The organism is Gordonia sp. NPDC062954 (assembly GCF_044543825.1).
GTDB lineage: Bacteria > Actinomycetota > Actinomycetes > Mycobacteriales > Mycobacteriaceae > Gordonia > Gordonia tangerina.
Genome location: NZ_JBITWL010000014.1, coordinates 61,150 through 78,848, shown reverse-complemented (window position 1 = coordinate 78,848; position 17,699 = coordinate 61,150). Strand labels below are relative to the sequence as shown.

Annotated in this window: 14 protein-coding genes; 7 read left to right on the top strand and 7 right to left on the bottom strand. The window is 67.5% G+C overall.

Annotated elements, in window-relative coordinates; genetic code table 11:
• Nucleotides 1-149: 149 nt before the first annotated feature.
• Complete coding sequence (locus tag ACIGKQ_RS14740) at nt 150-1,109, top strand: hypothetical protein (protein ID WP_396574238.1); 960 nt, start codon at nt 150-152, stop codon at nt 1,107-1,109.
• A 55-nt stretch (nt 1,110-1,164) separates the two neighbouring features.
• Here the strand turns inward: ACIGKQ_RS14740 and ACIGKQ_RS14735 are convergent, their stop codons facing one another.
• Together ACIGKQ_RS14735 and glpX are read right to left on the bottom strand one after the other, a co-directional pair.
• Nucleotides 1,165-2,850 (bottom strand): fumarate hydratase, encoded by a 1,686-nt coding sequence (locus tag ACIGKQ_RS14735; RefSeq protein WP_328714141.1) that lies wholly within the window; start codon nt 2,848-2,850, stop codon nt 1,165-1,167.
• A gap of 125 nt (nt 2,851-2,975) precedes the next feature.
• Nucleotides 2,976-3,968: a class II fructose-bisphosphatase gene (glpX, locus tag ACIGKQ_RS14730; protein WP_235723677.1), complete on the bottom strand. Its 993-nt coding sequence runs from the start codon at nt 3,966-3,968 to the stop codon at nt 2,976-2,978.
• 113 nt (nt 3,969-4,081) lie between these two features.
• Between glpX and ACIGKQ_RS14725 the strand changes: the two genes are divergently transcribed.
• Entirely contained in the window at nt 4,082-4,642 is a 561-nt protein-coding gene (locus ACIGKQ_RS14725) for a DUF4245 domain-containing protein (RefSeq protein WP_287016408.1), read from the top strand.
• Between the two features lie 9 nt (nt 4,643-4,651).
• Here the strand turns inward: ACIGKQ_RS14725 and ACIGKQ_RS14720 are convergent, their stop codons facing one another.
• From ACIGKQ_RS14720 to ACIGKQ_RS14710, 3 genes are read right to left on the bottom strand one after another with little or no spacing between them, the layout of a single operon-like run.
• Complete coding sequence (locus ACIGKQ_RS14720; RefSeq protein ID WP_235723679.1) at nt 4,652-4,894, bottom strand: exodeoxyribonuclease VII small subunit; 243 nt, start codon at nt 4,892-4,894, stop codon at nt 4,652-4,654.
• Nucleotides 4,895-4,901: 7 nt separating this feature from the next.
• Nucleotides 4,902-6,164 carry an exodeoxyribonuclease VII large subunit gene (gene xseA / locus ACIGKQ_RS14715; RefSeq protein ID WP_287016409.1) on the bottom strand — a complete coding sequence of 421 codons (1,263 nt, stop codon included), beginning with the start codon at nt 6,162-6,164 and terminating at the stop codon, nt 4,902-4,904.
• 13 nt (nt 6,165-6,177) lie between these two features.
• A complete protein-coding gene (locus tag ACIGKQ_RS14710; RefSeq protein ID WP_287016410.1) occupies nt 6,178-6,957 on the bottom strand; it encodes a lipid droplet-associated protein in 780 nt (259 codons plus the stop codon).
• Nucleotides 6,958-7,055: 98 nt separating this feature from the next.
• Here ACIGKQ_RS14710 and ACIGKQ_RS14705 point away from each other — a divergent pair, with 98 nt between their 5' ends.
• Nucleotides 7,056-8,009 (top strand): 4-hydroxy-3-methylbut-2-enyl diphosphate reductase, encoded by a 954-nt coding sequence (locus tag ACIGKQ_RS14705; RefSeq protein ID WP_235723682.1) that lies wholly within the window; start codon nt 7,056-7,058, stop codon nt 8,007-8,009.
• A 27-nt stretch (nt 8,010-8,036) separates the two neighbouring features.
• Here ACIGKQ_RS14705 and mycP read toward each other — a convergent pair whose 3' ends face one another.
• Nucleotides 8,037-9,401: a type VII secretion-associated serine protease mycosin gene (gene mycP, locus ACIGKQ_RS14700; protein WP_235723754.1), complete on the bottom strand. Its 1,365-nt coding sequence runs from the start codon at nt 9,399-9,401 to the stop codon at nt 8,037-8,039.
• A 73-nt stretch (nt 9,402-9,474) separates the two neighbouring features.
• Nucleotides 9,475-11,013 carry a type VII secretion integral membrane protein EccD gene (eccD, locus tag ACIGKQ_RS14695; protein WP_396574234.1) on the bottom strand — a complete coding sequence of 513 codons (1,539 nt, stop codon included), beginning with the start codon at nt 11,011-11,013 and terminating at the stop codon, nt 9,475-9,477.
• A 115-nt stretch (nt 11,014-11,128) separates the two neighbouring features.
• Between eccD and eccCa the strand changes: the two genes are divergently transcribed.
• The 4 genes from eccCa (at nt 11,129) to rpsI (ending at nt 17,698) form a co-directional block, all read left to right on the top strand.
• Nucleotides 11,129-15,205 carry a type VII secretion protein EccCa gene (gene eccCa, locus ACIGKQ_RS14690; protein ID WP_396574232.1) on the top strand — a complete coding sequence of 1,359 codons (4,077 nt, stop codon included), beginning with the start codon at nt 11,129-11,131 and terminating at the stop codon, nt 15,203-15,205.
• Between the two features lie 6 nt (nt 15,206-15,211).
• Nucleotides 15,212-16,519, top strand: coding sequence for a type VII secretion-associated protein (locus tag ACIGKQ_RS14685; protein ID WP_308203645.1), 1,308 nt, complete (start codon nt 15,212-15,214; stop codon nt 16,517-16,519).
• Nucleotides 16,520-16,709: 190 nt separating this feature from the next.
• Nucleotides 16,710-17,153 (top strand): 50S ribosomal protein L13, encoded by a 444-nt coding sequence (gene rplM / locus ACIGKQ_RS14680; protein ID WP_235723685.1) that lies wholly within the window; start codon nt 16,710-16,712, stop codon nt 17,151-17,153.
• Nucleotides 17,150-17,698: a 30S ribosomal protein S9 gene (rpsI, locus tag ACIGKQ_RS14675; RefSeq protein WP_235723686.1), complete on the top strand. Its 549-nt coding sequence runs from the start codon at nt 17,150-17,152 to the stop codon at nt 17,696-17,698. The genes rplM and rpsI overlap by 4 nt, the downstream gene beginning before the upstream one ends.
• Nucleotide 17,699 lies beyond the last annotated feature (1 nt).

The following is a 17,699-nucleotide window of genomic DNA, read 5'->3' as shown; positions in this document are numbered from 1 at the left end:
ATGGTGTTGTGAGATCCGCCGTACTTTCGGGTCGTCAGTTGACACAAAAGTACGGCGCAACAGTCGGCGGATTGGGGATGCCGACGGACGTTATGCACAGCGGCGCTGCGGACGGGGATATCGGCGGGTGAGTCGCTCAGAGTTCGGGGGTGATTGATCCGACCTGCGCTCCCGCCCTGTCGCAACTCGACGACTTTCTTGTCGAGCAAGACGGCGTTGTCGCGCGGCACCAGGTGACGGCGCGCGGGTACACCGCCGCGTTCATCCGTCGCAAAGTGCGTTGTCGGGAATGGGCTCGGGTGTATCCGGGCGTCTACGTCAACCACACCGGGCCGCTGACGTGGCGCCAGCGAGCCTGGTGTGCAGTCCTCGACGTTCACCCTGCTGCGCTGAGCCACCGCTCGGCACTGAATTCCGACGGCACACCCGACTCCGGTCCTATCCACATCGTCGTGGATCGCTCACGTCGGGTGACACGGCGTCCCGGCGTCGTCGTCCACTACGGGACTCAACTCGAAGCAAAGGTGATGTGGGAAACGCATCCTCCGCGCATGCGAGTGGAGCAGGCGGTCCTCGACGTCGCCGCTGAAGCGCGGTCGGAGACTGACGTCATCGCATGTCTGGCGGACGCCGTCAACTCCCGGAAGACGACTGCGGACCGTCTGATAGGCGCGATTTGGGGTCGGCCACGGATGCGCCGTCGAGAGTTTGTGGCGGGCGTTCTCGACGATGTGGCCAACGGGACGTGCTCGGTCCTCGAGCATGGATATCTGGTGGCTGTCGAACGCAGGCATGGACTGCCCGAGCCGGCGCGACAGGCCGCGACCACAGTCGGTCGCCGTGGGTTCCGCGATGTCGACTATGTGGAGTGGGGGTTGGTGATCGAACTCGATGGTCGTGCGGCCCATGACGACTCACGGAACCGAGATCTCGACCTGCAGCGGGACCTTGATGCCGCCGTCGATGCTCAACGCCAGACGCTTCGCGTCGGTTGGGGGCAGGTGTTCGACCGCCCTTGTCAGACGGCTCGCCAGATCGGACAGGTATTGCGTGCCCGTGGGTGGGATGGCGCGGTGACTCCATGTACGTCGTGCCCGACTGCGTCGTAGATCGATATCGCCGTACTTTGAGGCCACATGTCGACACCGATCTACGGCACTGTCCTCACGACCGGACGCGAACCCCCAGCGGCACGGTGACCGCGCCACCCGGATCGGTGAAGAAGTCGTTGCCCTTGTCGTCGACGACGATGAACGCGGGGAAGTTCTCCACCTCGATCTTCCACACGGCTTCCATACCGAGCTCGGGGTACTCGATGACCTCCTGGCTCTTGATGCAGTCGAGTGCCAGGCGGGCGGCCGGGCCGCCGATCGAGCCCAGGTAGAACCCGCCGTGCGAACCGCAGGCCTGGGTGACCTGCTTGGACCGATTCCCCTTGGCGAGCATCACCATCGAGCCGCCGGCGGCCTGGAACTGCTCCACGTAGGAGTCCATGCGGCCGGCAGTGGTGGGACCGAACGAACCCGACGCCATCCCCTCCGGGGTCTTCGCGGGGCCGGCGTAGTAGACGGGATGGTCGCGCAGGTAGTCGGGCATCGGTTCGCCGGCGTCGAGGCGTTCTTTGATCTTGGCGTGCGCGATGTCGCGGGCGACCACGAGCGGGCCCGTCAGCGACAGCCGGGTCTTGACCGGGTGCTTGGACAGTTCGGCCAGGATCTCGGGCATCGGGCGGTTGAGATCGATCTCGACCGCCTCGCCGCCCTCGATGTCCTCGGTGACGCCGACGGCGGGCATGTACTTGGCGGGGTCGGTCTCGAGTTGCTCGAGGAACACACCGTCGGCGGTGATCTTGCCGAGCGCCTGCCGGTCGGCCGAACACGAGACCGCGATGGCCACCGGACAGGAAGCGCCGTGGCGCGGCAGGCGGACCACCCGGACGTCGTGGCAGAAGTACTTGCCGCCGAATTGGGCGCCGATCCCGAAGGACTGGGTGAGCTTGAAGACCTCGTCTTCCAACTCGGTGTCACGGAACCCGTGCGCCGACATAGAGCCTTCCGTCGGCAACGCATCGAGATAGTGGGCCGACGCGTATTTCGCTGTCTTCAAGGCGAATTCGGCCGACGTCCCGCCGATCACCACCGCCAGGTGATACGGCGGGCAGGCGGCGGTGCCCAGCGACCGGATCTTTTCGTCGAGGAACTCCAGCATTCGCTTGGGATTCAGGATGGCCTTGGTCTCCTGGAACAGGAACGACTTGTTGGCCGACCCGCCGCCCTTGGCCATGAACAGGAACTTGTACTCCGGTCCCTTCGGCCCCTGCTCGGTGGCGTAGATCTCCACCTGCGCAGGCAGATTGGTGCCGGTGTTCTTCTCGTCGTAGGTCGTCAGCGGCGCCAGCTGCGAGTACCGCAGATTGAGCTTCGTGTAGGCGTCGAAGACACCACGCGAGATGGCCTCGGCGTCGTCGGCGCCGGTCAGCACACCCTCTGACTTCTTGCCCATAACGATCGCGGTACCGGTGTCCTGGCACATCGGTAGGACACCTCCGGCGGAGATGTTGACGTTCTTGAGCAGGTCGAGCGCGACGAAGCGATCGTTGCCCGACGCCTCCGGGTCGTCGATGATCTTGCGCAGCTGCGCGAGGTGCGCCGGCCGCAGGTAGTGGCTGATGTCGTGCATCGCCTCGGCGGTCAGCTTCGTGATGGCCTCGGGTGTCACCTTCAGGAAGCGTTGACCGTCCACCTCGATCGTCGACACACCTTCGGTGGTGATCAATCGATAGGGCGTGTCGTCGGCGCCCGTGGGCAGCAGGTCGCTGTAGCGGAACTCAGGAGTGGGGGCTGTACTCACCCGCGAATCGTATCGTGGCCGGTCAGCGGCGGTGATCGGCTGCCGTGCCGACGGTGTCCTGAGTCACAGGTGCCCGAGGCCACGGCCGGCGACCGGGCCCGCGCGCAGCTCCGGCTGCACCGGACCTACACGTCCAGGCGCGCGTACTCGCGGAGCTTGGTGACCTGATGCACGGCTTCGATGCGGCGAATGGTGCCCGACTTGGAGCGCATCACCAGCGAGCGGGTGGTGGCGCCATTCGGGCGGTACGTGACGCCGCGCAGCATGTCGCCGTTGGTGACGCCGGTCGCGCAGAAGAAGGAGTTCTCGCCGCGGACCAGGATGTCGTTGGTGAGCACGCGGTCCAGATCGTGGCCGGCGTCGATGGCCTTCTGGCGCTCGGCGTCGTCACGCGGCCAGAGCTTGCCTTGGATCTCGCCACCCATGCACTTCATCGCGACGGCGGTGATGATGCCCTCGGGGGTGCCGCCGACGCCCATCAGCATGTCGACGGTGCTGTAGTTGTCCGCTGCAGCGATCGCGCCGGCGACGTCGCCGTCGGAGATCAGCCGGATCTTGGCGCCGGCCTGACGGATCTCACCGATCAGATCGGCGTGGCGGGGTCGGTCGAGCACCACCACGGTCAAATCGGCGATGTCGATGCCCTTGGCCTTGGCGACCGAATTGATGTTCCACTCGACGGACTCTTCGATGTTGATGGCGCCCTTGGCCTCCGGGCCGACGGCGATCTTGTCCATGTAGAACACCGCAGATGGGTCATACATCGTGCCGCGCTCGCTGACCGCGATGACGGCAATCGAGTTCGGTCGGCCCTCGGCCATCAGGGTGGTGCCATCGATCGGGTCCACCGCGACGTCGCATTCCGGGCCCTGACCGTTGCCGACTTCCTCGCCGTTGAACAGCATCGGCGCCTCGTCCTTCTCGCCCTCGCCGATCACGACGACACCGCGCATTGAAACGGTCGAGAGAAGTTCGCGCATCGCGTCGACGGCCGCCCCGTCGCCCTTCTTCTTCTCACCGCGGCCCACCCACCGGCCGGCCGCGAGCGCGGCGGCTTCGGTGACCCGCACCAATTCCATCGCGAGGTTACGGTCGGGGGCCTGGGGGGAAGGGGACATGTCGGACTCCTCGGCGTGGCGGCGGTGACACTTCGACAACAAAGCGATTGTCCTCATCCTTGCATGTCACACCCGGCGTTTGAGCAGCCACCCCGCCTGGTTTACTGGCCGTCATGGCCGACAAACCCCGTATCCTGCACAGCAGCAAGGACATGATCTGGTCCTTGATCCCGCTGCTGATCATCTGCGCGATCGTGGCGGTCGCGTCCGGGAACTGCTCGGTGGGGTTGACGGGTCAGGCCTCCGACGACCAGACACCTGAGTTCGATGTGTCGAACGCACTGCAGGCCGACGCGCGTGATCTGCCGTTCCCGATCCGTCTGCCCGACACCCCCGACGGTTGGAAGCCGAACTCCGGTTCGACCCTTCCGGTGGGCGGGACGACGGTGAGCAACGTCGGCTGGATCTCAGATGTGGGCGCCTACGTGCAGCTGAGCCAGACGAACGCCGCCGAGGACGATCTGGTGGTGTTCCTCGGCGACGGAGAGGCGCTCGGTACGGGTACCCGCACCGAAGGCGGTCGCGAGTGGGTGACCTATGCCAACGGGGACAAGAAGTTCTGGATCACCGACCTCGGTGACGTTCGAATCGCCGTGCTGTCGCGTGGGCCCGACGAGGACATGTCCGAACTCGCCCGCGGCGTACTGGCCAAGCAACCGTTGCCGACGAGCTGACGCAGGGGATCAGTCCTCGGGTTCGCCCTCGCTGAGTGCGACCTCGATCCGTTCGCGAGCACCGGCCAGATGCTCCTCACATCGCTTTGCCAACGCCTCCCCGCGCTCCCAGAGCGCCAACGACGCGTCGAGGTCGAGCCCGCCGTGTTCGAGTGCCGCGACGACTTCGGCGAGCTCGTCACGGGCTGCCTCGTAACCCAGCTCCGAGACCGGCGTCTGGTCATCGGGCGTATCTGAACTCTGCGGACTCATGTGTTCGTCATCCCTTCTTCGCGTTCGTCGACTCCGCCTGCCGTGGCGCTTGGGCGGCGGCCACCTGCGCGGCGGCCGACCCGTCGGAGACCCGGATGCGTAGTTGTGCACCGGCCGGCATCTCGGCGACCGACCCGACGACATGCGCGGGCGAGACGTCGGTGCGCTGGACCACCGCATACCCGCGGGCCAGCGTCTGTGCCGGACCCAGGGTGGCCAATCGTGCGGAAAGATGATCACGGCGGCGATCCTCGGCATCGATGTGCCGGCGGATGTCGCGGCGGAGGTCACGACGCATCCGATCGATGGTCTCCGCGTGCGCGTCGAGCATGGTCAGTGGCCGCGCCAGGACCGGACGGGCGCGCAATCCGTCGACCACGTGCTGTTCGCGGCGCACCCAGTTGCGCAGTGCGTGTGCGCTGCGCCGACGCAGCTCGTCGATCCCCTCGAGTTCGGCGCCGACATCGGGCACCACCCGCTTGGCCGCATCAGTCGGCGTCGCCGCGCGCAGGTCGGCAACCAGATCGAGCAGCGGGGTGTCGGGTTCGTGACCGATGGCGCTGATCACCGGTGTCCGGCAGGCGGCCACCGCCCGCAACAGTGCCTCATCGGAGAACGGCAGCAGATCCTCCACGCTGCCGCCGCCGCGGGCGATGATGATGACCTCCACGTCCGGTTCGGCGTCGAGCTCGCTGAGATGTGTCAGTATTCGCGGAACGGCCGTCGGCCCCTGGACCGGCGCGTCGCGTACCACGAATCGGACAGCATCCCACCGATCGGCGGCCACCGTCATCACGTCACGTTGCGCTGCGCTGGCCCGACCGCTGATCAATCCGATCGACCGCGGCAGGAACGGCAGTGGGCGCTTGAGCCGCGCATCGAACAGTCCTTCCGCGGTCAGCAGCTGGCGTAGACGTTCGATCCGGAGCAGGAGTTCACCGATCCCCACCGGCCGGATGTCGGTGACACGCAGGGAGACGGTTCCGCGACCGGTGAAGTATGTCGGCCGTCCCAGCATGACGACCCGACTGCCCTCGGTGAGGGGAACTTCGGTGCGGTACAAGAGGTCTGGGCTGCAGGTCACCGAGATCGAGATGTCTGCCGCGGGGTCACGCAACGTCAGGAAGGCGACCCGGGTGCCCGGACGCCGGTTGATCTGGGTGACCTGGCCCTCGACCCAGATCTGCCCGAGGCGGTGAATCCAGTCGGCGATTTTCGTGTTGACGGTCCGGACCGGCCACGGGTTCTCGGCCGAATTCGCGTCGGTCACAAGTCGGCGGGCGTCACGTCGACGGCTGCCGCTTGCTGTTCTGTGCGGCGATCCGGTTGTCGATCATGGTGACGAACGGCGCCCGGGACTTGGTGGCCCGTTCGTAGGCGACCAGGGCCTCGAGTTCGTCGACGCCGACCCCGCGCAGTTTGGCACGCAGCTGCGCCAGGGTGAGGTTGTCGTACTCGATGTACTCGACGATCTCGGGCACCTCGCCGGCGCCGGTCGTCTCGACTGCGCCATCCGACGTCCCGTCGCCGTCGCGACCGACCAGATCCTCCGGCGGGGCACTGTAGAGCGCGAAACGACCGGCGGACGCGTCCGGACCGGCGGTCTGCTCGGCATCGGTCACAGCCGCGGTCACCGACTTCTCCGCGGCCTGTGATGCCGACTTCGTGGCCGCAGTCTTCTTCGCCGCAGTCTTCTTCGCCGCGGTCTTCTTGGTCGCGGTCGTCTTTGTCGCAGCCTTCCTGGGTTCCGGCTTCTTCTTCGGTGGGGCGGCACTCTCGATCGGGGTGCGAGCGGCCTCGGTGTCCGCTTCGGCATCGTCGTCCTCGTCGAAGCGCGCCCACTCGGGCTCCTCGACCGGACGGTCGAAGAGCATCTCCAGGGCGAGGTCGCCCTTGATCGCGAGTTCGGCGATGTTCTGCTGCATCCGCATGCCGGCCTGCACGGTCTGGCTCACCGCCGTCATGGGCAATGTGACAACCAGTGTGGGCAGTTTGCGGGTCTCCTCGATCGCGGTGACGACGAGTCCGGCGGCGATGCGGGCCGGATAGGGTGCGCGAACCATGCCCATACTCTGCCATTCCCGGTGGTACGGGTCCACCGGCGCCAGTCGGTCGCGTCGGGGACCGAACCGACCCGGACCGACCCCGTACCCTGGGAGGCATGTCTGAACGCAAACGTGTCCTGCTGGCCGAACCGCGCGGCTACTGCGCCGGGGTGGACCGTGCCGTGGAGACCGTCGAGCGTGCGCTCGACAAGCACGGTGCGCCGGTGTACGTGCGCAAGGAGATCGTGCACAACCGGCACGTGGTGGAGACCCTCAGCGAGCGCGGCGCGATCTTCGTCGGCGAGACGGACGAGGTGCCCGAAGGGGCGCTTGTGGTGTTCTCCGCGCACGGCGTGTCCCCGGAGGTGCACCGCACCGCCGCCGAACGCAGCCTGAAAACGATCGACGCCACCTGTCCGCTGGTGACCAAGGTCCACCAGGAGGCCAAGCGGTTCGCCCGCGACGATTACGACATACTGCTCATCGGGCACGAGGGTCATGAAGAGGTGGAGGGCACCGCGGGAGAGGCGCCGCAACACGTGCAGCTCGTGGACGGCCCCGACAGTGTCGACAACGTGACGGTGCGCGACGAGTCGAAGATCGTTTGGCTGTCGCAGACCACGCTGTCGGTCGACGAGACGATGGAGACGGTCAACCGGCTGCGTGAGAAGTTCCCGCTGCTCAACGACCCGCCCAGCGACGACATCTGCTATGCCACGCAGAACCGGCAGGTCGCGGTCAAGGCGATGGCGCCGCGCTGCGACCTGGTGATCGTCGTCGGCTCGAAGAACTCGTCGAACTCGGTCCGTCTGGTCGAGGTGGCGTTGCAGGCAGGCGCGAGCGCCGCACATCTCGTCGACTACGCCCGCGACATCGACCTCGACTGGCTCGACGGTGTGGACACGGTCGGGATCACATCGGGCGCGTCGGTGCCGGAGGTGCTGGTGCGTGGCGTGATCGACCTGTTGGCCGAGCACGGTTTCGACTCCGTGGAATCGGTCACCACCGCCAACGAGACGGTCACCTTCGCGCTGCCGCGTGAATTGCGCCCCGCCCGCACCGCGCGATAGGGCCCGCGGCAACGCTCGGCGTGTCGGTCAGAACTCGTCGGGATCGAGACGTGTGACACGGCGATGGGGTAGCGCGATCGCCAGCACCGCGGCGATCAGTGCGGCACACACCCCGGTTCCGATCATCGCCACGTTGCGCGCGGTGTGATCCGGGGGTGCCTCCGGTGTGGGGGCGGCAATGGCCCTCGGCTGGGCCGCGTCCGGCGTGTCGCGGGGAATCTGATTCGTCAGCGCCGCGACGGGGTCGAGGACCCCGTAGCCGATCGCGGTGTCGTGGCCGGTCCCCGGTCCATGAGCGGTTCGCACAATGCGTGCCATGACCTCCTTCGCGCTGAGCTCGGGATAGCGCGAGCGGACCAACGCCACGGTGCCGGCCACATAGGGCGTGGCGAAGCTCGTTCCGCCGATGGGAACCGGCCCGTCGCGACCCTGTTGCGCATCGACCAGTTTCGAGGAGCCGCGCGTGCTGTCGAGGCTGACGATGTCGGTGCCGGGTGCGGCCACCGCCACCCACGGTCCGTGCAGGCTGAAGCCACTGGGGGCTCCGGTGCCTGCGTCCACCGATCCGACCGCGAGCACATACGGGGTGAACCAGGCCGGACTGGCGACGGTGCTCACCGATCCCCAGCCGGTGCCACCTGGTGTCGGTTCCGCATTCTGCTGCTGGCAGCCGGAGTTCTGCGACAGGTTGCCTGCCGCCACGACCACCACCACGTCGCGGTCGTAGGCGTATTTCACCGCGGCGCCCAGGGATGCGTCGTTGAGCCGGTCGCCGGCGGGTGCGCATGCGACCTCGGAGATGTTGATCACCGTGGCCCCGAGGTCGACGGCGCGGACCACCGCATTTGCCAGGGTGCGCACCGATCCGTAGCCCGAGCCGACCGTGGGGTCCGTGTCGTCGGCGCTGCGGCGGTCTTTGGCCGAGTAGGCACCGCTGGACTGTCGGATCGAGATGAGTGACGACTCGGGGGCGACCCCCGCGAAGGCGTCGCGGCTGCTCGGCCGTGCGGCGATGATCCCGGCCACGAGGGTGCCGTGCGCGTCGCAGTCGGCCAGGCCGGTGCCCGACGACACGTAGTCACCGCCGCCGGCAACCCGGCCCAAGCGCGGATGAGGTGTGACGCCGGTGTCGATCACCGCCACCTTCTGGCCCTTGCCCCGGCTGAAGCGCCACGCCTCGGGAAGGTTCATCATCTTCTGTGCCGCAGTTGGTTTGGAGATGTCGTGGCTGCCCGTTACCAACGGTTTGGCGCACAGCGTGCGCTGTTCGGTCGGCTCCGGTGGCGCAACCGGGGCCGAACGCACGAGGGCTGAGGAGTTCACCGTCGGTGGTGTGATCGCGCCAGCGGGTGCACCCGACAGCGTGAGGGTGAGTACGACGGTCGAGATCATCGCTGCGGCGACCGCCACGTGCCGCTGTCGAACCCGGCCTCCGAAGGTCCTGAAATGCGCGCTACTGCGCACGTCAGATCTCCCGGATGATCCGGTACAGATCGAGAATCCACAGCAGCAGCGGCACAATGATCGCGACCAGTAGATATTCGGCGATCTCCGCGGCGCGCCGCATGACCGGTGAGAACTCCTGATTCGGTGCCACCACGCCGAGCACGAGCGCCGCGACCATGATGCCCATCGCGACCACGAAGGCGGTGATGGGCCAGCCGCCTGCGCCGAATGCCAGACCGGTGGTCAGTCCGAGGATCGCGAGTGCCCCCGAGCCGATCAGAAAGGCGGCCTGCGCCAGATCGCTGTGTGAGCGTCCCCGCAGGCACAGGACCACCGCGACGATCGCCGCGTAGGCGGCCGATTTCGGCGCGAACCCGGATAGGGGGGCGGCCGCGAGGAAGGCCGAGACCGCCGTGACCAGCGACGTGCCGGCAACGATCCCGGTGAGGTAGGCATTGGCCACGAACGACCGTCGCTCCAGGGCATCGGCCTTGGGCAGCGCCATCGCGCCGATCGCGCCGATACCTTCGATCGCCGGTTTCGGCTCGACATCCTCGACGTCGATCGGCGCGCCCGCGGTCGGTACCGGAGGTAATGGCAATTTGGCCAGCACAATGGTCAACCGCGGCGCCAACGCCACCAGCAGCAAGCCGACGGCGGCGAGAACGGCAGCGACATCGCTGATGTCGGCGTCGAGGAGTAGGGCGGCGGTACAGCCGGCCCCGGTCAGCAACGCCGCGGTGGTGACCGCGCTGTGGACAGCGGCGCCGACTGCGGTGAGTCGATACGAGATCACGGTCGCGACCAGAGTCAGCGCGCAGCCGAAGGTCAGGTGTGCGGCGCCGTAGTTGCCCGGCGTCACCAACATGCCGGTGACGAACACGAGTGGCGTTGCGGCGGCGACAAGCACTGTGGCGCTGAGTTCGTCACGGTAATAGCGCGCGACGATACTGCCCGCGGTGATCAGGCCGATGCCGGCCAGCGCGCTCAATGCGGCCACCCACACCGCCCCGCTGGTGGATCGGTAGGCGCCGAGGGCGACGGCCGCCGCGATCGCCGCGAGCACGGCGACGGTGTAGCCCGCGATCCGGGCGGACGTGGCCGACCAACTGGCGAAGCGAGATTCATTCAAACGAGCGACAGCGTCGACCACGTCGTCGAACAGCGCGGGCGCCTCGCCGGTGCGGGTCGAACGCAGAACCAGCAGGTCACCGTCGCGCACTCCGGACTCTGAGAGACAGCGGTTCGGGGCGATCGGTTCCTGTCCGACCAGGGCCAGCGTCCAGCGCTGCTGACGGTCATGCGGGCGGTCGTCCCCGCCGTCCGGGTCGTCGGGATCCCGACGTGCCGGATTGCGTGACTCTATCTGTGCGATGAGGTCGGGGATGAGTCCCGCGATTGGCATCGCCGCAGGTAAAGCCACATCCAGCTGTGTATTGCCGCCCAGGATCGACACCCGGACCAGTTCCGGTTCGATACCTGAATCGGTGCGTCCGCCTCCGGTCGGCCCGAAGCTCGGCGCGTGCGACATCCTCGTGTGCGCATCCAGAGTCGACATCTGGTGGATCCTCCCCGCCCGGTTCGCGGTTACCATGCGAACCGCGTCAATTGTGTACCAGTGGCGCCCGAGTGCACGAACTCGGGCAGCCGGATCGGGGTCGGGGGGAGATCGCGTGGTGACGACTACGGAGGGGTTCGTCCGCCGTCCGCGGATCACGCCGCCACGGATGCCGGGCGGCGAACTCAATCTGCAGCCGCCGCCGGATGTGCCGCGGGTGGTGCCGGGCAACATGCTGCTCAAACTGCTGCCGGTGGTGATGGTGGTCGCCGTCGTCGGGATGATCGCGCTGATGTTCGTCACCGGCGGACGCAACATCCTGTCCAACCCGCTGTTCATGATGTTTCCGCTGATGATGCTGATGTCGATGTTCGGCATGTTCGCTGCCGGCGGGCGCGGTGGCGGCAAGCGTGCAGCGGAATTGAACGAAGAACGCAAGGACTACTTCCGCTATCTGGGCCAGACCCGGCAACAGGTACTCGAGACGGTGACCGCCCAGCGGGCCGCGGCGACCTGGAGTCACCCGGACCCGACATCGTTGCTCGATGTGATCGGGACGCGGCGGATGTGGGAACGACGCCCCACCGACAGCGATTTCGCCCGGGCCCGGATCGGTCTGGGCACGCAGCGACTCGCGACCCGGCTGATGCCGCCGGAGACGGGCCCGCTCGAGGACATCGAACCGGTGTCGATGGTGGCACTGCGGCGCTTCTCCCGGACGTACTCGTCGGTGCATCGTCTGCCGACGACGGTGTCGTTGCGCGGATTCCCGGCAGTCAACATCGAGGGCGCGCGGCAGGAGACCCGAGATCTGGTGCGCGCGATGATCGTCGAGTTGTGCGCGTTCCACGGACCTGACCACCTGCATGTCGCGATCATCACCGGCGATCCGGCCGGCGAGGCGTGGGACTGGGCCAAATGGCTTCCACACGTGGGACATCCGACGCTGCGCGACGGGGTGGGCGCCATGCGGATGATCTATCCGACGCTGGCGGATTTCGAGAACTCCATGGCCACCGATCTACTCGAGCGAGGACGCTTCAGCCGTTCTGCCCCGCCGACCCCCGGCCGCGCACACCTGGTGGTGGTGCTCGACGACGGTCATGTCGCCGGCGATGAGCGGTTGATCAACGATGCCGGCATGGAGGGGGTCACCGTCCTCGACCTCACCGCACCCCCGGACGGGCTGGCCGCCCGGCGCGGGCTGCAGCTGGTGGTCCGCAACGCAAAGGTGTCCGCGCGCAGTGCGGCCGGCGTCGAGGAGATCGCCGACATGGACTCGCTGAGCATTCCGGAGGCGGAGACGCTGGCGCGCCGGATGGCGCGGTACCGGTTGGCCACCGCGGCGGCGTTGGCCAACCTGGAGAGCGAGGCCACCTCCAGCGATCCCGGATTGCCCGCGCTGCTCGGCATCCACGACGCCACGCGGTTCGATCCGGCGGTCGGCTGGCGAGGTCGTACCGGCCGCGACCGTCTGCGGGTGCCGATCGGGATCACGCCCGATGGGGTACCGGTCGATCTCGACATCAAGGAGAGCGCACACGGTGGCATGGGTCCGCACGGATTGTGTATCGGTGCAACCGGTTCCGGTAAATCCGAGTTCCTGCGCACGCTGGTGCTCGCGATGCTCGCCACGCATTCACCGTCGGAGTTGAACTTCGTCCTCGTCGACTTCAAAGGCGGCGCCACATTCCTGGGGCTCGAGTCGGCGCCGCACGTCGCGGCGATCATCACCAACCTCGAGCAGGAACTGTCGATGGTCGACCGCATGAAGGATGCGCTGTCGGGTGAGATGAACCGCCGCCAGGAACTGCTGCGGTCGGCGGGCAATTTCGCCAACGTCAGCGAGTACGAGCGGGCCCGCGCGTCAGGGGTTCGGCTCGAACCGTTACCCGCCCTGTTCATCGTCGTCGACGAGTTCTCCGAACTACTGGCCCAGAAGCCCGATTTCGCCGAACTCTTCGTCGCGATCGGACGGCTGGGTCGTTCGTTGCACATCCATCTGCTGCTCGCCTCCCAGCGCCTCGAGGAGGGCAAGCTCCGCGGCCTGGACAGTCACCTCTCGTACCGCATTGGTCTGAAAACCTTCTCCGCCAACGAATCCCGCTCCGTGTTGGGTGTGCCAGACGCGTATCACCTGCCCAGTGTGCCGGGATCGGGCTATCTCAAGTGTGATTCGGCCGAGCCGGTGCGTTTCAACACCTCTTACGTGTCGGGCCCCTATCACCCGCCGCTCGCCGCCGACGGTGTCATCGACGACGGGCCGGTGTACAACGGCCCGCGGGGGCGCATGAAGGTCTTCACCGCGCTGCCGGTGCCGCTCGACGACGGTGCCACCAGTGCCTCGGTGCTGGATCAGGCGCAGGCACTGCTGGACGAAGAGCCGCCGGCAGAACCCGACACCCCGTCCTACGACGATCCGGCGGCCGCCTCCGTGCCCACGTTGCTCGATACGCTGGTCGCCCGGATGACCGGACACGGCCCGCCGGCACACGAGGTCTGGCTCAAGCCGCTCGACGAATCGCCGACGGTCGATCATCTCGTCGGACGTCGGGATTGGTCGACGCCCGGGGGAGCCGGCAACCTGCGGCTCGCGGTGGGTCACGTCGACCGTCCGTACGATCAGCGCCGCGACATGCAGGTACTCGATCTCACCGGAGCCGCGGGCAACGTCGCGGTCGTGGGTGGACCGCAGTCGGGTAAGTCGACCGCGGTGCGCACGATCATCATGTCCGCCGCCGCCACCCACACCCCCGAACAGGTGCAGTTCTACTGCCTGGACTTCGGTGGCGGCAGCCTGTCGACGATCGCGGGGCTGCCGCACGTCGGCTCGGTCGCCTCGCGGGGGGACATGGATGCGGTGCGCCGCACGGTCGCCGAGGTCGCCGCGATCGTCCGCAACCGGGAGCTGCTGTTCTCCCGGATGGGTATCGAGTCGATGCGTGACTACCGGGCGCGTCGCGCGGACTGGTTCGCCGGGCGTGGCGCCGACGATCCGCTCGCCGTCGACCGCCACGGTGACGTGTTCCTGGTCATCGACGGTATCGGTGTGCTGCGCAACGAACTCGACTTCCTCGAGGAGCAGGTCACCACGATCGTGTCGCAGGGGCTGTCCTACGGCGTGCACGTCATCGTGACCGCGACCCGCTGGGCCGAGGTCCGCCCCGCCGTCAAGGACCTGATGGGCAGCCGGATCGAATTGAAACTCGGCGACGCGATGGATTCGGAGATGGGTCGGCGTGCGGCTGCGCTGGTGCCGCACAATCGACCCGGCCGCGGCTTGACCCCCGACGAGCTGCACATGCTGATCGCCCTGCCCCGACTCGACGGGGTCAGCGTCGCCGAGACGCTGCCGGCGGGTGTGCAGGATGCGGTCGACAAGCTGGCCGCCGCCTACCGCGGCCGGGAGGCGATGGCCGTGCGCAAGCTCGGCGCGCAGATCGCCCAACGCGACGTCGACTCGCTCGTGGCCGACGCGGGTCTCGAATTGGTGGCCAACCAGGTCGCGGTGGGTGTCGGTGAACTGGAGCTCGCGCCTGTGGTGCTGGACTTCACCACCCAGCCGCACTTCATGGTGTTCTCCGATGTGGAGCACGGCAAGACGACCCTGTTGCGCAACATCGTCGGCGGTCTGGTGCGCAACTCGACGCCCGACGAGGTCAAGATCGTCTTCGTCGACTACCGCCGCACCATGCTCGGCATCATCGACAGTGACCACCTCGGTGGCTACGCGAGCTCGGCCAACAAGGCCGGTCCGATGATGACGCAGTTGGCGGAGATACTGACCGCCCGGCTCCCACCGGAGGATGTGACGCCGCAACAGTTGCGGGACCGCTCCTACTACACGGGGGCCGATGTCTACCTCGTCGTCGACGACTACGACATGGTGGCCACGGCGTCGGGCAATCCGCTGTTCCCGATCGTCGAACTCGCCGCGCACGCGCGCGACATCGGATTCCACATCATCCTCGCGCGTCGCTCGGGCGGAGTGGGACGGGCGATGTTCGATCCGCTCATCGGTCGGCTGAAGGACCTGTCTTGCGACATGCTGCTCATGAGTGGCGACCGGGACGAGGGCTACATCACCGGTCGGGTGCGGATGCAACAACTCATCCCGGGCCGCGGCGAACTCGTCTCCCGGACGCGTCCCCAGGAGATGATCCAGGTCGGCTACGTCGAACCCCAGGAGTGATGGTTGGTGACCGCCGCTGCGCGCCCGACCGTGGTCGATCTCGCCTACGGCGATCTCCGGCTGTCCGACGGTCGTCGCGCCGACGTCGGTGAGCTGCTCGAGGCGGTCGACTCCGCAACGGTGGTGATCGGCGGATCGCGGATCTTCGCCGAGCAGGCATGGCGGGACGTCTGGGCGCAGCTGGGGCTACCCGATCGCGGCCCGGACGGTCCGGTGCCGATGGTCGTCGGACATCCGAGCACGTGGGGCAGCCTGCGGACCGCCGCGTTGGCGCGCTCGCTGCCTCCGATGCCGGCGCCCGTCGAACTTGTTGCGCGTGCGGTCCTGATCGCCCGCAGCCACTGCGACGGCGCGATGCAGCGCTGCGCGGTGGTAGAGACCACGCACGTGCCGGCGCCACCGCACGATCCCGCCCGATCGGTCGTCGTGAACTGGGATGTCGCGCGGATGCGGCGGACCGTCAACGGCTGGTCGGTCGAGGCCACCGATGTGCTCACCCCCGACGCCGATGACATAGCGCAGCGGACCGAGTCGATCGTCGACGACTCGGTCGAGGCGGTCTTCGTCGATGGAGCCGACCCGGCTGAGCGGGATCGCGCACGTGAGGTCGTCGGCACGCACGCCCTGGCCGGCCGCGTGGTCGACGTCGATCGTGCCCTCATCGGCCGATACGGGTGGCGGACCGGTCGTCCGCAGTCCGAAACCGGTCGATACGGCACCGCCGGGCCGATCGCCCCGGAGCCGGTCGCCGGTGGCGCTGATCGAGCCTCACGACGTGCGGTGTGGGCCTCGGGTGTCGTCGCGCTGGTGATCGCGATCGTTGCGGTCGCGGTCGGGGTGGTGCAGGTGGGCCCCGACGATCCCGCGGAGAACACGGTGGCCCTGGGGCGGACCACGATCGTCGTGCCGGCCGACTGGCGGCGCAGCGACCTGGAGTCCTCCGACGGACAGGCCGGCGTGCAGACCACACGCACGGTGTTCGCCGACCCGGACACCGGCCGGCGCCTGCTGGTGGTGCAGAGCGAGGTCCGCTCGGATTCGACGCTGGACTCGGTGGCCCGCAGCCTGGGAAATCGTATCCGGCAGCGCGGTGACGATGTGGTGACCGAGTTCTCGCCGTCGACACGTTTCATGGGTCGCGATGTGATCAGCTATCGGGAAACGCCGGCGTCGGGCAGCACCATCCGCTGGTACGTCCAGGTCGCCGACGGTCTGCAGGTCTCGGTCGGCTGTCAGGACGGCAGTGCCGGTGAATCGGTCGATGCCGAGTGTTCCCGGGCGGTCTCGACGATCAGAATCGAGCCCTCGACGTAGCCCACCACCTGGGGCGGTGGAGCGTTTTGACCCTGACCTGCGCGGTCGCGTAACCTGGATCGCTGGTGCATGGCATCTGGGTCCCCGTGAGGGATGTGGATAGTCGAGGCCCGGGTCCCCACTGGTCGCCGGGAGCAACCTCTGCCATCGTGCCCGACCAGCACCCACATCGACAGAGTTGAGGACAACTGTGCCTACCTACACCCCGAAGGCCGGTGACATCACGCGTGCGTGGCATGTCATCGACGCCACCGACGTGGTGCTCGGCCGCCTCGCCGTGCAGAGCGCGAACCTGCTCCGCGGCAAGCACAAGGCGACCTATGCGCCCCATGTCGATGGTGGTGACTACGTCATCATCATCAACGCCGAGAAGGTCGTGCTGACCAGCAACAAGGCCGACCGCAAGCTGAACTACCGCCACTCCGGGCATCCGGGTGGGCTCAAGGTCCAGACGACTGCCGAGCTCCTGGAGACCCACCCCGAGCGCGTGGTCGAGAAGGCGATCAAGGGCATGCTGCCTTCCACCAAGCTGGGTCGCGCGATGGCCGGAAAGCTGAAGGTGTACGCCGGACCGAACCATCCCCACGAGGCACAGCGCCCCGTGTCCTTCGAGATCAAGCAGGTGGCCCAGTGAGCAACGAGAACATCAACGAACCGGCCGTCGAGATCGACGACGAGGTGCAGGCCGCTGCTGCCGACACCGGCGTCGAGGCAGTGGAGCAGGCCGCCGACGACTACGACACCGATGTCGCCGTCGCTGTGAGCGACGACGTGCGTGAGACGGTCGTCCTCGATCGCCCCATCCAGACCGTCGGCCGCCGCAAGGAAGCCGTGGTGCGGGTGCGTCTCGTGCCGGGCACCGGCGAGTTCAACCTGAACGGCCGGACCCTCGAGAACTACTTCCCCAACAAGGTGCACCAGCAGCTCATCAAGGCTCCGCTGGTCACCGTCGAGCGCACCGAGTCGTTCGACATCTTCGCCAAGCTCGTCGGTGGTGGCCCCTCGGGCCAGGCCGGTGCGCTGCGTCTGGGCATCGCCCGCGCGCTGATCGAGGTCACCCCCGAGGATCGTCCGGCACTGAAGAAGGCCGGCTTCCTCACCCGTGACCCGCGCGCCGTGGAGCGCAAGAAGTACGGCCTCAAGAAGGCCCGCAAGGCGTCGCAGTACTCCAAGCGCTGAG

What these genes read in the sequence shown, in the direction of transcription:
- glpX (WP_235723677.1), bottom strand. Translation starts at nt 3,968, where the DNA reads ATGTCCCCTTCCCCCCAGGCCCCCGACCGTAACCTCGCGATGGAATTG.
- ACIGKQ_RS14725 (WP_287016408.1), top strand. Translation starts at nt 4,082, where the DNA reads ATGGCCGACAAACCCCGTATCCTGCACAGCAGCAAGGACATGATCTGG.
- ACIGKQ_RS14720 (WP_235723679.1), bottom strand. Translation starts at nt 4,894, where the DNA reads ATGAGTCCGCAGAGTTCAGATACGCCCGATGACCAGACGCCGGTCTCG.
- ACIGKQ_RS14710 (WP_287016410.1), bottom strand. Translation starts at nt 6,957, where the DNA reads ATGGTTCGCGCACCCTATCCGGCCCGCATCGCCGCCGGACTCGTCGTC.
- ACIGKQ_RS14705 (WP_235723682.1), top strand. Translation starts at nt 7,056, where the DNA reads ATGTCTGAACGCAAACGTGTCCTGCTGGCCGAACCGCGCGGCTACTGC.
- mycP (WP_235723754.1), bottom strand. Translation starts at nt 9,401, where the DNA reads ATGATCTCGACCGTCGTACTCACCCTCACGCTGTCGGGTGCACCCGCT.
- eccD (WP_396574234.1), bottom strand. Translation starts at nt 11,013, where the DNA reads ATGTCGACTCTGGATGCGCACACGAGGATGTCGCACGCGCCGAGCTTC.